At 36.3% G+C, this 13,297-nt stretch carries 11 protein-coding genes; 9 read left to right on the forward strand and 2 right to left on the reverse strand.

Annotation, left to right across the window (positions count from 1 at the left end; translation table 11 throughout):
* Positions 1-59: 59 nt before the first annotated feature.
* The gene (locus A8L32_RS11205; RefSeq protein WP_066630623.1) at positions 60-935 is read right to left on the reverse strand and encodes an AraC family transcriptional regulator; all 876 of its coding nucleotides are present in this window, start codon (positions 933-935) and stop codon (positions 60-62) included.
* A gap of 135 nt (positions 936-1,070) precedes the next feature.
* Between A8L32_RS11205 and A8L32_RS11210 the strand changes: the two genes are divergently transcribed.
* From A8L32_RS11210 to A8L32_RS11240, 7 genes are all read left to right on the forward strand, one after another.
* Positions 1,071-2,099 (forward strand): L-rhamnose/proton symporter RhaT, encoded by a 1,029-nt coding sequence (locus A8L32_RS11210; protein WP_066630625.1) that lies wholly within the window; start codon positions 1,071-1,073, stop codon positions 2,097-2,099.
* 91 nt (positions 2,100-2,190) lie between these two features.
* Positions 2,191-3,456: an L-rhamnose isomerase gene (locus A8L32_RS11215; RefSeq protein WP_066630627.1), complete on the forward strand. Its 1,266-nt coding sequence runs from the start codon at positions 2,191-2,193 to the stop codon at positions 3,454-3,456.
* 147 nt (positions 3,457-3,603) lie between these two features.
* The gene (locus tag A8L32_RS11220; RefSeq protein WP_066630629.1) at positions 3,604-4,722 is read left to right on the forward strand and encodes a class II aldolase/adducin family protein; all 1,119 of its coding nucleotides are present in this window, start codon (positions 3,604-3,606) and stop codon (positions 4,720-4,722) included.
* Positions 4,722-6,086 carry an FGGY-family carbohydrate kinase gene (locus tag A8L32_RS11225; RefSeq protein WP_066630631.1) on the forward strand — a complete coding sequence of 455 codons (1,365 nt, stop codon included), beginning with the start codon at positions 4,722-4,724 and terminating at the stop codon, positions 6,084-6,086. The genes A8L32_RS11220 and A8L32_RS11225 overlap by 1 nt, the downstream gene beginning before the upstream one ends.
* A gap of 28 nt (positions 6,087-6,114) precedes the next feature.
* Positions 6,115-7,269 (forward strand): iron-containing alcohol dehydrogenase, encoded by a 1,155-nt coding sequence (locus A8L32_RS11230; protein WP_066630633.1) that lies wholly within the window; start codon positions 6,115-6,117, stop codon positions 7,267-7,269.
* 110 nt (positions 7,270-7,379) lie between these two features.
* Positions 7,380-8,678, forward strand: a complete 1,299-nt coding sequence (locus A8L32_RS11235; protein WP_066630635.1) for a class II aldolase/adducin family protein — start codon at positions 7,380-7,382, stop codon at positions 8,676-8,678.
* Positions 8,679-8,797: 119 nt separating this feature from the next.
* On the forward strand, positions 8,798-9,511 hold the full coding sequence (locus tag A8L32_RS11240; protein WP_066630637.1) for an SDR family NAD(P)-dependent oxidoreductase: 714 nt from the start codon (positions 8,798-8,800) through the stop codon (positions 9,509-9,511).
* 107 nt (positions 9,512-9,618) lie between these two features.
* On the opposite strand, the gene A8L32_RS11245 is transcribed toward A8L32_RS11240, so the two are convergent.
* Positions 9,619-10,335 (reverse strand): GntR family transcriptional regulator, encoded by a 717-nt coding sequence (locus tag A8L32_RS11245; RefSeq protein WP_066630639.1) that lies wholly within the window; start codon positions 10,333-10,335, stop codon positions 9,619-9,621.
* A gap of 157 nt (positions 10,336-10,492) precedes the next feature.
* Here A8L32_RS11245 and A8L32_RS11250 point away from each other — a divergent pair, with 157 nt between their 5' ends.
* Together A8L32_RS11250 and lpdA are read left to right on the forward strand one after the other, a co-directional pair.
* Complete coding sequence (locus A8L32_RS11250) at positions 10,493-11,809, forward strand: dihydrolipoamide acetyltransferase family protein (RefSeq protein ID WP_066630641.1); 1,317 nt, start codon at positions 10,493-10,495, stop codon at positions 11,807-11,809.
* A 95-nt stretch (positions 11,810-11,904) separates the two neighbouring features.
* Entirely contained in the window at positions 11,905-13,266 is a 1,362-nt protein-coding gene (lpdA, locus tag A8L32_RS11255; protein WP_083631282.1) for a dihydrolipoyl dehydrogenase, read from the forward strand.
* Positions 13,267-13,297: the final 31 nt, after the last annotated feature.

The raw sequence follows: 13,297 nt of genomic DNA on the forward strand, positions 1-13,297 counted from the left end.
TAAATATAGCGCTTCATATGTTTTTGTATTTATTGAAGCTGAGAATGGTTTATTAGAGATCATTTTTTGACCGTCGATCTCAATTCTGAAGGATTTTGCCCTACTTTTTTCTTAAACAGACGACTAAAATAATGAATGCTTTGAAATCCTAATTCGTAACTAATTTCTTTGAGGTGTTTATCTGTTGTAAGAATAAGTGCCTTCGCTCGCAAAAGTTTTAATTCGAGATGATATTGATGAGGTGATATACCAGTATATTTTTTAAACATCTTACGAAAATAGGAATAGGCTATGCAATTATCTTCCGCCAATTTTTGTAAGTCAACTTCGCCTTCAATATTCTCACGTATGTGAAACCTAGCTTCTTGAATAAGTTTTTCAATCGGTTTACCTGAGAAATTACGTTGCTTTTGCCAAGCTACAATATAACCAAGTAGTTTAATCACCAGTCCTGAAGCGATATGTTGATTGCCTGGATCTTCGTTTTGAACTAACTCAAAGATTTTATAATAGCTATCTATGAAGTCTTCCCTCACGCCACAATGTATAATTGACTGTCCGAGCAATACCTGATTTTTTTGTAGAAAGTGATCAGCTAACATACCATCAAAACCAATATAATGCTCCACCCAGCCTGTTCCTTTATTAGGTCTGTATCTGTGCCATTCTCCTTTGCGTATAATCATTAAAGAGCCTGGTTTTACAGCGAATTTGCCACGTTTATTTTCAAGAATTCCATTACCTTCTGTAATGAAATTTATTTGATACTCATCTAAAATACGTCCATTGTTCCATGTAAAATAGTAGCCGCTAGGGTGTTCGGTTGGTGGGTAGGTTATGGCTTTGGGGATAATGGATTTGCCGGCGGCATTTACATACAGTCCCCAATCTTTATCTTCATTACTAGCAGTTACATATTTGAAAAAATCTTTCATGTTAGTCCAAAAAGTGCAAATCAAACCCCATTTTGTGCATTGATGCAACTTGTTATTACAAGTAAGTTTGTAAGGTAAAATAAGTGTAAAAATAACAATGATGCTAATAAATCATCTAATAAATCTATAATATATATGAATGCAATGAGTGCAATTGGCATGATAGCCATCGGTAGTTTAGGAGCTGCAAGTTTTTACGTTCCTTTCAAAAAAGTAAAGGATTGGGCTTGGGAATCGTATTGGATTGTGCAAGGAGTAGCGGCATGGTTATTAGCACCATGGTTATTCGCTTTTTTTACTGTGCCTGATGGTAGTTTATTTACCATTATTGCTGAGGCGCCAGAATCATCTAAGTGGTTATCTGCATTTTTTGGAGTATTATGGGGTGTAGGTGGTTTAACCTTTGGATTAAGTATTCGCTACCTAGGTATAGCCATGGGACAAAGTATTGCACTAGGTTTTTGTGCGGCCTTTGGAACTCTAATACCACCTATTGTAGCAGGAGAAAACCTTTTTAGTTCTACTGTAGGTATTTTAATGGTTGTAGGCGTTTCTGTATGTATTGCAGGTATTGCATTGATTGGATATGCAGGAGCCCTTAAAAATCAAGGCTTAAGTGAAGAAGAACGTAAGGAGGCAATTAAAGAATTTGCCCTTAAGAAAGGACTAATTATTGCATTTTTAGCTGGTTTAATGAGTGCTGCTTTTAGTTATGGTTTTGAAGTAGGAAAACCAATTGATGCGGTAGCGCTTAAGCATGGTATTAATCCATTATACCAAAGTAATCCAACTTTAATTTTTATTCTAGGTGGAGGATTTATTACCAACTTAGTTTATTGTGTTTACTTAAATATTAAAAATAAGACCTATAAAGATTATACTACCTCTTCACCTTCTATATTTCTTAATAACGTCTTTTTTACCTTTTTAGCAGGGTTTCTATGGTTTTTGCAATTTCATTTTTATGGAATGGGAAAAAGTCAGTTGCCTGCTGATATTGCACCTTTTGCATGGAGTATTTTAATGGCATTGAATATTGCTATTGGAAATATATGGGGTATCGCTTTGGGCGAATGGAAAGGTGTTAGCAAAAAAACAATGGTGTTTTTAGTAGTAGGAATTGTAGTGCTTATACTATCCACTTTTGTGGTGAATTTAGGATAAGGTTAAAATAATCTTTGAGTGAGTAATTCGACTGCTTTTGCAGTGATAGAAATAGTTAAAATTAGTTTTTAGAGATAAAGTTTTATCAATTATGGCAAGTAAAGAAATGATTACAAAGGCCTATGAATTGGCCAAAGAGCAGTATGCTGCACTAGGAGTAGATACAGAAGCAGTATTAAAAAAAATTAACGAAATTAAGATAAGTCTTCATTGTTGGCAAACAGATGATGTATCGGGTACTGAAAACCCTGACGGACAACTTTCTGGTGGTATTCAAGCTACAGGTAATTATCCTGGAAAAGCGCGTAATGCAGCGGAGATTATGGCTGACTTAGAGAAAGTAATGTCAATGTTACCAGGTAAGCAACGTGTTAATGTACATGCTTTATATGGTGATTTCTCTGAAGGTATGGCTGATCGTGATGAAATTAGCATTAAGCAGTTTCAAGGTTGGATTGATTGGTGTAAGGAACAAGGTATTGGTATGGACTTCAATGGTTCATTTTTCTCTCACCCAAAAGCGGATAGCGGATTCACTTTATCTTCTAAAGACGAAGAAATTCGTAAATTCTGGGTAGAGCACTTGAAACGCTCTCGTGAGATTGCTGCTGAAGTAGGTAAGCAGTTAGGTACTCCTTGTGTATTGAATACTTGGATTCCTGATGGATCAAAAGACACACCTATCGATCGTAACGGAATGCGTGCTCAGTTAACTAAGTCTTTAGACGAAGGTTTAGCGCAAGATTTTCCAAAAGAGCACATGAAAGATGCTGTTGAAAGTAAAGTATTTGGTATCGGTGCTGAGTCTATGACTGTAGGTTCTCACGATTACTACTTAGGATATGCAATCAAGAACAACAAAATGATCTGTTTGGATAATGGTCACTTCCATCCAACAGAGGTGGTAGGAGATAAGATTTCTTCTTGTCTTCAGTTTGTTGATGAAGTATTATTACACGTTACGCGTCCAATCCGTTGGGATTCTGACCACGTTGTAACATTAAACGAAGAAGTGCAATTGATTGCTTCTGAGATTGTACGTAACGACTTTATTGATCGTGTAAATGTAGGTCTTGATTTCTTTGATGCTTCTATCAATCGTATAGGTGCTTACGTAGTAGGTACTCGAGCTGCACAAAAAGCATTTATGATTGCTATGTTAGAGCCAACTTCTACTTTAGTTAAGTACGAAGAAAACGAGCAAAACTTTGAGCGTTTAGCTCTTCTTGAGGAATTAAAAACTAAGCCATTTGGTGCTGTTTGGGATTACTACTGTTTACAAGAAGGTGTTGCTGTAGGTGAGGATTATATTTCTGAAATACAAGCTTATGAGAAAGAAGTATTATCTAAAAGATAATTAATATAGAAGGTAGATAAAAGAGTAGTGCTTGTTTGCCCCAAGCCACTCTTTATCTGCCTTTTTTTATCAGTAATTCATGATGTAATACGTACCATCATGTTTGCTATTCCCTTAAAAAATCGCTGTATCTAAGTATTATAAAAAATGGAAAATAGTCTCGAAAAATTAGTAAGCTTATCACATAAATTTGGAAAGAATCCCGAATTTATTCTTGCAGGAGGAGGAAATAGTTCGTATAAAAACAACTATGCAATGTGGGTAAAGGCAAGTGGAACATCAATGGCGGATATTGATGAAGATGGTTTCGTTTGTCTCGATCGTAAATTAATGCAAGTTTTATCTAGAAGAAATTATAGTAAAGACGCCAGTTTAAGAGAAGAAGAAGTTAAAAAAGACCTACAGTCAGCCATTCTAGAACCAAAAGGTAAAAGACCCTCAGTAGAGGCTAGTATGCACGAGGTTATTCAATATAAATTTATTATGCATACTCACCCAACCTTAGTAAACGGTTTGTTGTGTGCAAATGAATCAAAAAAAATGATAACAGAACTGTTTGGAGATGATGCGGTATACGTACCATACACTGATCCAGGTTATGTTTTGTTTAAAAAGGTAGTTGCTGCTCTGCAGGATTATAAAGAAGAATTTAAAAAAGAGGCACAAATTATATTTCTTGAAAATCACGGCGTATTTGTTGGAGCAGATACTTGTGAAGAGATTGACGAAATCTATGTTACCATTGACCGTAAGTTAACAGAGAAAACGCCTACTTGTCTTTCAGACATAAATACACAAGAAAACCAAGCGCTTTTAACGCTTGCCCATCAAATAAAAATTAAAGGAAATAATGATGCTATTTATAGCATTTGCGACAATAGTGAGTTAGTTAAGTTTTTTGTTGAAGATGAAAAGGCTTTCTCAAAGGTTGCCATTCCTTTTACACCAGATAATATCGTTTACTGCAAATCTAAATATTTATATAACCGTGTTGATGATGATGTGAATGCGCAAATAGAAGCCTTCTTAAACGATAATGGTTATTACCCCAAAGTAATTGCTTTTGAGGGTAAAGGATTGGTATGTATCGAAGAGAGTGAAAAGTCGGCCAAAATAGTATTAGATGTATTTAAGGATATGATGAAGGTGAGTTATTTATCTGAATCTTTTGGTGGACCAAGAGCCATGACACAAGAGCAGATTGACTTTATAGATAATTGGGAGGTGGAGAATTACAGACGACAAATGTCAAAACAAACTAAATAATGGATACTTCAAAAGTAATAGCCGTATTTGATATCGGTAAAACAAATAAAAAGATTTTGCTATTTGATCAGAATCTTAAAGTAGCTTATCAGCATGAGCAAAAATTTGCCACTTCAGTTGATGAAGATGGATTTGAGTGTGATGATATTAAGCTTATTCAAGACTGGATGGTGGATACTTTAAGTTCCATTGTTAAAGAAGGTAAATATGATATACAAGGTGTCAATTTTTCTACCTATGGTGCATCATTGGCTTTTTTGAATAAAGATGGCGAATTATTAACCCCTATCTATAATTACTTGAAAGAGGTAGATCCTGAAATTCAGGAAAAACTATTTTCAAAGTATGGAGGTGTGAATGAGTGTTGTCGTCAAACGGCAAGTCCTGCCTTAGGATTGTTGTTGAATTCAGGCATACAGGCACTATGGTTAAAGAAAGAGAAAAAAGATATATGGAATGAAGTACAAGATGTGCTTCACTTTCCGCAGTACTTATCATACGTTTTAACAGGGCAGGTTGCGTCAGAGCCCACTTCAATAGGGTGTCATACTTTTATGTGGGATTTTGATCACATGCAATATCATCCATGGGTAAAAGACGAAGGAGTTAACCTTCCTGAACCTGTGAATAACGATACGGTTTATAATGCAGTAATCGATGGGAAAGAAATAAAAACAGGTGTAGGTATTCATGATAGTTCTGCATCGTTGGTTCCTTACCTAGAAAATTCGAAAGAAAAATTTATTTTGATTTCTACCGGTACGTGGTGTATTAGTATGAACCCATATAATGATGAACCACTCACGAGCGAACAATTAAATAGTGATTGTTTGTGTTTTTTAACGCCTAAAAAGCAGCAAGTTAAATCGTCGCGCTTGTTTATGGGGCATTTTCATGAGAAATTGGTGGAGAAATTAAATGCGCATTTTGGTATAGATGCGAACTATTTTAAAACGGTTCCTTATCAAGAGGAATTAACGAAAGCTTTAGAAGGGAAGCATGGAGATAGTAAGGTTTTCTTTCCACTTGGAATAACTGAGTTTGATAATGGTTTAGAGAAAATTGATCTATCTAGCTTCACAACTTTTGACGAAGCCTATACGCGTATGGTGATGGAATTAACCACTTTATGTATTGCTTCAATTAATTTAATTATTCCTAAAAATGATCAAACAGAAGTGTTGTATGTATCTGGAGGTTTTGCCAGAAATCCAATATATATAAACCTATTAACAAAGCATTTTTCAAATAAAAAAGTGTTCACGTCAGAGATCGATAATGCTAGCGCTTTAGGTGCTGCATTAGTTATTGCTGATCAGTTAGGAGGTTTTGATATGAGCCAGATAGCATTAACACAGGATTAGTATAGCCTAGAATAATAAACAATATAGAATGAACGTATCAAGAAGAATTTATCTGCCGCCTTTGAGTATTGTAGGGCCAGATTCATTAAAAGAATTAGAAGAAGAGTTTAAGTCAAGAGGATTTAAAAAAGCCTTATTAGTAACCGATAGTATGTTGGTTGAAATAGGTATGGCAGCTCAAGTTGAGAATATTATAAAGGCTGCTGAATTAGATTATGTGGTTTATAGTGATGTAAAGCAAAATCCTACGGTTGAAAATGTAAATGCAGGGTTAGAGGTGCTTATGAGCAATGGTTGCGATTGTATTGTAACATTAGGAGGCGGATCTCCACAGGATTGTGGTAAAGCTATTGGTATTTTAGCTACCAATGGAGGTTCTATTATCGATTATGAAGGTATACATGTATCTAAAAAGAAATCGCTACCTATAATAGCCATAAACACTACGGCTGGTACCGCAAGTGAAATTACGATAAACTACGTAATTACCGACGAAGCGCGTAAAGTAAAAATGGTGATGGTAGATAAAAACTGTTTGGTAGATATTGCTGTTAACGATCCTTTGTTAATGCTTAATAAACCAGCAGCTTTAACGGCAGCTACGGGTATGGATGCTTTAACGCATGCCATTGAAGCTTATGTTACTTTAGGTGCTTATGAGTGGTCGGATGCTTTGGCCATTAAAGCCATTAAGTTAATTGGAGAAAGCTTAAGAGATGCTGTAAAAGATGGTAAAAATGTAGAGGCCAGAACTAAAATGGCTTGGGGACAATTTATTGCAGGGCAGGCATTTTCAAATTGTGGATTAGGGTATGTTCACTCTATGGCTCATCAATTGGGAGGTTTTTATAATCTACCTCATGGGGTTTGTAATGCAGTATTATTGCCTTATGTAGAGGAGTTTAATGCGGATGCATGCGGAACTAAATTTAAAGATATTGCAGAGGCACTTGGTGTAGATACAACGGGTATGAGTATCGAAGATGCTAATAGTGCGGCTATTAATGCGATCAAGAAATTGTCTGCTGATGTAGGTATTCCTAGTGGATTAAAGGAATTGGGTGTGGATGAAAAAGACATTGAATTAATGTCGAAAAATGCATTGTTAGATGTGTGTGCAGGAGGTAATCCTAAGGAAATGACCCTAGAGGATACGGTGAAAATATATACAGCAGCACTTTAAGAGAAAACGGATTTTTAAGACTGATTATAAATGATCATGTGTTTTTCAATTGGGTATTGATCAAATAGAAACACAATAATTATAGGGTCGTTTATAGAATAAATTAAGGTATGAAACAGTTAGATGTGAATTTAATGCACCCAAAGGTGCAGATTACAAAAGTAATTAGTAGGATTTATAAAAATGGAATGACAACAACTTCGGGTGGTAACATTTCTATTAAGGATGAAAATGGTGATATTTGGGTAACTCCATCTGCTATCGATAAGGGTACGTTAACAGAGAAGGATATCATTTGTGTTAAAAGTGATGGAACAATTATCGGAGATCATAAACCTTCTTCCGAATTTCCATTTCACAAGGCCATTTATGATGTTCGTCCCGAAATTAAGGCGGTCATTCATGCGCATCCACCTGCATTGGTTTCTTTTAGTATTGTTAGAGATATTCCAAATACGAATGTAATTCCTCAGGCTAAAGAAATATGTGGTTCTATTGGATATGCTCCATATGGTATGCCAGGAAGTGAAGAGCTGGGCGATAAAATTGCAGCGCAATTTAAAGGCAGTGAGAATATGGCTGTTATTATGGAAAATCATGGAACAGTATTAGGCGGTTCTGATTTGTTAGATGCTTATACTCGCTTTGAAACTCTAGAGTTTTGTGCCAGAACTATTATTAATGCTAAAGCTATTGGTGAACCAGTTTATTTAACGGATGCTCAAATCAAAGAGTTTGAAGCGCAAGTGCCGTATGATATTCCAAAAAATGAAGAAGTTTCCTTACCTCCTGAAGAAAGAGGTATACGTCAGGAAATTTGTGATATGGTTAGAAGAGCTTGCGATCAAGGTTTAATGATTAGCTCATACGGAACAGTTTCTGTTCGTTGGAAAGACAATGACTTTTTGATTACACCTACAGATGTTGCACGATGGGATATTATGCCAGAGGATATTGTGCAAATAAAAGGAGGTAAAGCTGAACCAGGAAAAACGCCTAGTCGATCGGTTGCACTTCATCAAAAAATATATGAATTAAATCCACATATCAATTCCATTATTCTAACACAGCCTCCACATCTTATGGCCTATGGTACTACAGGCGTTAAGTTTGATGTAAGAACGATTCCTGAAAGTTGGATTTTCTTGCAGGATGTACCTTGTGTACCATTCGGAACACATTTTGAGGGAAATAACACTATTCCTGAGTTGTTAAGCGATGATGTACCGTCTGTATTAATTGCGAATGATTCGTTTATTGTTACAGGCGATAAATTATTACAAACCTTTGATAGGTTAGAAGTTGCTGAATTTAGTGCTAAGTCATTGGTTATGGGTGCTCCATTAGGAAAGTTGTTTCCAATTAATGACGAACAAGTAGAAGCATTGAGAGAGAAATTTTTAGGTTAATAACCTATCTTATATGCGAATGGGGTGGCAGGTTTTGCTGCCCTTTTTCTTTTGATAGGTTTTTGAGAGCGAGTATTAGTCGCTTCTTCAGTTTATTTTTTTTATATCAAGTAAATGTTATGTCTACAGTTATTGTAACAGGAGCCACCAGGGGTATAGGGAAAGCTATTGCCTTAAAACTTACTGATTTAAAGTTTAATGTCGTATTGGTAGGGAGAAACGTAAAGCAGCTAACTATTTTAGAAGATGAAATAAAGCAAAAAGGAGGTGAATGTATATCTGTTAAAGTTGACTTATCCGATAAGAGTTCTTTCGGTAAAATCATTAAAGAAAGCTATTTCCAGTTTGGTGAAATAGATGTTTTAATCAATAATGCTGGTCTTGCGCAAGCTGGTAGTATAGAGGATACGGATATAGCCACCTGGGATTTATTGCATGCGGTAAATGCGCGAGCTCCCTTCTTTTTAAGTAAAGCTGCTATTCCTTACCTAAAGAAGAGCAATAATCCAATTATCATCAACATTAGTTCGGTGGTGGGTTTTAAAGGGTATGTAAACCAAGCAGCTTATGTTTCATCTAAACATGCATTAACTGGGTTTACAAAGGTGCTGGCTAAGGAAGTGCAGAAAGATGGAATTAAAGTTCATCTGATTTCTCCGGGAGGTGTAAATACAGAAATGATTCAAGAAATGAGGCCTGATATTGATGTAGAACAGTTAATTCAACCAGAGGAAATTGCTGAATTGGTTGAGTTTTTAGTTACTCGAAAAGGAAATGGGATTGTCGATCAATTATATATTCGTCGTAAAATTGGCGAAGCTTTTGATGGGTGAATCTACTAATATGGTTATAGTTGAGTAAATCGTGTATATTTCAGAAACCTGCTCCGTATCAATTGTACGAGAGTAGGTTTCTTTGTTTTAATGTGCTTAATTAGGCATTAAAAGGTACCATATAAACCGTAATCTTTGGTGTTACAATATACCTGACTATAAAAGAAGAAACCTTCTTTATTGGTTTCCATTTTTCTGTCTAACCTTAATATAGGCTGTCCTGCTTTCAGGTTAAAGTATTCTTGCAGTTTCTCATCCGCCATAATAGCCATAAGTTTTTGTTCTCCACCTCTTACCTCTATTTGGTATGCGGTTCGCATAATATCAAATAAAGATCTGTTCTCAAAATTTCTGCTTGAAAAACGCGGAATATTAATATTAGGAATTAGGGTGATATCGAAGAAAACAGGTTGTTTATTTACTATTCTCAGGCGTTCTAATCGGTAACATCCTACTTCTTTCTCCAAAGGCTGAAGAGGAAAGCCAAAACCGTCCTCCCAACTTGTTAAGTGTGGTTTTATTATAATTTTGGTTTCAAGATTTTCTTTCCCTATAGCAGATGTGGTTCCTGATAGAGATAGGATTCCTACTCCTTGTGGCTGTCCTTGTACAATACTGCCTTTGCCCTGTTTCTTTCTTATGTAACCTTCATGAACTAGTCTATCTAATGCTTTTCTTACAGTAGGTCGGGTTACTTGGTGCGTTGTACATAGTTCGTTTTCGGAGGGTAAAATATCTCCTTTTGTATATATTCCATCTGTAATACGCTTTCTAAGCATTTCGTATAATACTTTATATGCTGGTAACTCTTTTGCTTTTGCCATGATATGTATTTTGTGTAAATATAAGTATAATAAAATGTATATACAAGTCACTTGTAAATAGTGTTAAATATCTATTAAACAGTTCTTAGGGTGATTTGTGTAGATTAACTTGTAAATACAAGTAGTCCTTTTTAAATTTGAATAAAAATTTTGAAAAATGGCTACAGTAGTAATAATGCCTCGTCAAGGGCAGTCAGTTGAATCTTGTATTTTTACCGAATGGTTTAAGCAAGTTGGAGATGAAGTTAAAAAAGGTGACATGTTGTTTGCCTATGAAACAGATAAAGCTTCTTTTGAAGAAGAAGCCGCCGAAGATGGTGTGCTTTTAGGCGTATTTTGCGACGAAGGAGATGAGGTTCCTGTTCTTCAGAATATTGGTGTTATAGGCCAGCCTGGAGAAAGTATCGATGAGTTTAAATCGGGAGGTGCTTCAGAGCCAACTGCAGAAGTTCAGGCAGAAACTGAAGTAGCTGAAGAGGCTACTACTAGTGCCGAAGTTATAGAAGTGAAAACGCAAGAAGCAGGAGATGATGTTAAGATATCGCCACGTGCTAAAAAGCTTGCAATTGCTGAGGCTGTGCCATATGAAACTTTGGTAGGTACAGGTCCTGAGGGGCGCGTAATAGAAAGAGATGTTCAGGCTTACATTGCTTCTAAACCTAAATTAACTCCTTTAGCTAAAGAGGTTGCCAAACAAGAGGGCTTACAAGTTGTAGAGCAAGGTTCTGGTTTAGGAGGAACAGTGAAAGCAGCTGATTTGTCTGCTTCTAACCCTGTTTATGCAGAGGATTACGAAATCAAGAAATTACCAAATATCAGAAAGCTGATTGCGAAGGCCATGCATGCATCGCTTCAAAACTCTGCCCAATTAACGCATCATCTTGGTGCTGATGCGCGTCGTATTTTGGATTTAAGAAAGCAAATAAAAGCTAAAGAAGGTGCGGCCAATATTACACTGAATGATATGGTGTGTTTTGCCGTAATCAAGGCGCTTCAAAAGTTTCCAGATGCCAATGCACATTTCTTAGGTGATAGCGTTAAGTATTTCAATAAAGTTCATTTAGGATTGGCGGTTGATACCGATAGAGGATTAATGGTGCCTGTTATTAAAAATGCTGATGATTTATCTATCAGCGGTTTATCTCGACAATTTAAGGAAGTAGCAGAATCGTGTCGTCAAGGTAGTATCGATCCTGAATTATTATCATCAGAATCCGCATCATTTACGGTATCTAATTTAGGTAATTATGGAGTGGAGATGTTTACGCCAGTTATCAATCTACCACAGGTAGCAATTTTAGGAGTTAATACCATTGTGCCACGTCCAGCTGATTTAGGTGGTGGTGTTTATGGTTTTGTCCCTTATATGGGCTTAAGCTTAACCTACGATCATCAAGCATTGGATGGTGGTATGGCTACCAGATTCTTAAAGCAGATTGCCGTAGAATTGGAAAATCTTGAGATTGATATATAGTAGTTTTTAGAGGTGAGTGTTTAAGATAAGGAGTTGATTTAATAGGCTCTCCTTGTCTTAACATTCATCTCATTACAAGGAATAAACACATGCTTATGTATGATTTAGCAATAATTGGTGGAGGTCCTGCAGGATATGTAGCTGCAGAAAGAGCTGGAGCCAAAGGATTAAAGGTTGTTCTGATTGAAAAAAAGGAACTTGGAGGAGTATGTCTTAATGAAGGATGTATGCCTACTAAAACATTATTGTATAGTGCAAAAACATATGATAATGCGCGAGCAGGAAGTAAATATGGCGTAGAAGCTAGCAATGTATCTTTTGACTTTTCGAAAATGATGAGTCGTAAGCAAAAGGTAGTAAAAAAGCTAGTTAGTGGGGTTGGAGCCAAAATGAAAATGTTTAAAGTAAAAACCATTAAAGATACAGCAATCATTAAAGGTCGTACCCAACGGGGTATTGAAATTGCCACTGCTGAAGAAGAGATAATTGCTTCGAACCTGTTAATATGTACAGGTTCTGAAGCATTTATACCGCCCATTCCTGGTTTAGCTGAGGCGGGAGATGTTATCCTGACCAATAGAGAAATTCTTGAATTGACCGAAAAGCCAGACTCTTTAGTCGTCATTGGTGGAGGAGTTATAGGAATGGAATTCGCTAGTTTTTTCAACAGCTTAGGTACCAAAGTAACGGTGGTTGAAATGATGGATGAAATTCTAACTGGTATGGATGTGCAACAAAGCGCTATGTTACGCCAAATGTATGCCAAAAAGGGTATAGAATTTAATATGTCTTCAAAAGTTACCGAGGTAAAAGGTAATGCAGTAACATTCGAAAAAGATGGTAAAGCAACAACCATAAAAGGAGAAAAAATACTTGTGAGTGTAGGTCGCAAGGCCGTTACTACAGGATTTGGACTGGAAAATCTAGGCGTTGAGTTATTAAAAGGCGGTATTAAAGTAGATGAGAAAATGAGAACAAATATCCCTAATGTGTATGCAGCAGGTGATGTTACTGGATTCTCATTGTTGGCGCATACGGCTAGTAGAGAGGGAGAGGTTGTGGTTAATAATCTTACTGGAAGAGAGGATCGTATGAGATATAATGCGATACCAGGTGTGGTTTATACTAACCCCGAAATTGCAGGTGTTGGGTTAACCGAAGAAGTGGCCAAATCCAAAGGAATAGAATATAAAATATCAGAGCTTCCAATGGCTTATGCAGGCCGTTTTATCGCTGAAAACGAAGGCGGTTCAGGAGCTTGTAAAGTGTTGGTTGGAGCTAAGTATGGAGAAGTGCTAGGTGTTCATATGATTGGAAACCCTTCCAGTGAAATGATATATGGAGCATGTATGGCTATTGAAGCCGAGCTTACGCTGAAAGAGTTAGAAGAGGTAGTGTTTCCTCACCCAACTGTTTCTGAGATATTTAAAGAGACAGTGTTCAGTTTAGGACACTAATTCGTTTCTAATCATTTAATGTAAAATCTAA

This window comes from Labilibacter marinus (assembly GCF_001659685.2).
Lineage (GTDB): Bacteria > Bacteroidota > Bacteroidia > Bacteroidales > Marinilabiliaceae > Saccharicrinis > Saccharicrinis marinus.

Coding starts and splice junctions, on each gene's coding strand:
- A8L32_RS11210 (WP_066630625.1), top strand. CDS start 1,071: ATGAATGCAATGAGTGCAATTGGCATGATAGCCATCGGTAGTTTAGGA.
- A8L32_RS11205 (WP_066630623.1), bottom strand. CDS start 935: ATGAAAGATTTTTTCAAATATGTAACTGCTAGTAATGAAGATAAAGAT.
- A8L32_RS11225 (WP_066630631.1), top strand. CDS start 4,722: ATGGATACTTCAAAAGTAATAGCCGTATTTGATATCGGTAAAACAAAT.
- A8L32_RS11220 (WP_066630629.1), top strand. CDS start 3,604: ATGGAAAATAGTCTCGAAAAATTAGTAAGCTTATCACATAAATTTGGA.
- A8L32_RS11250 (WP_066630641.1), top strand. CDS start 10,493: ATGGCTACAGTAGTAATAATGCCTCGTCAAGGGCAGTCAGTTGAATCT.
- A8L32_RS11215 (WP_066630627.1), top strand. CDS start 2,191: ATGGCAAGTAAAGAAATGATTACAAAGGCCTATGAATTGGCCAAAGAG.
- A8L32_RS11240 (WP_066630637.1), top strand. CDS start 8,798: ATGTCTACAGTTATTGTAACAGGAGCCACCAGGGGTATAGGGAAAGCT.
- A8L32_RS11245 (WP_066630639.1), bottom strand. CDS start 10,335: ATGGCAAAAGCAAAAGAGTTACCAGCATATAAAGTATTATACGAAATG.
- A8L32_RS11235 (WP_066630635.1), top strand. CDS start 7,380: ATGAAACAGTTAGATGTGAATTTAATGCACCCAAAGGTGCAGATTACA.
- lpdA (WP_083631282.1), top strand. CDS start 11,905: ATGTATGATTTAGCAATAATTGGTGGAGGTCCTGCAGGATATGTAGCT.
- A8L32_RS11230 (WP_066630633.1), top strand. CDS start 6,115: ATGAACGTATCAAGAAGAATTTATCTGCCGCCTTTGAGTATTGTAGGG.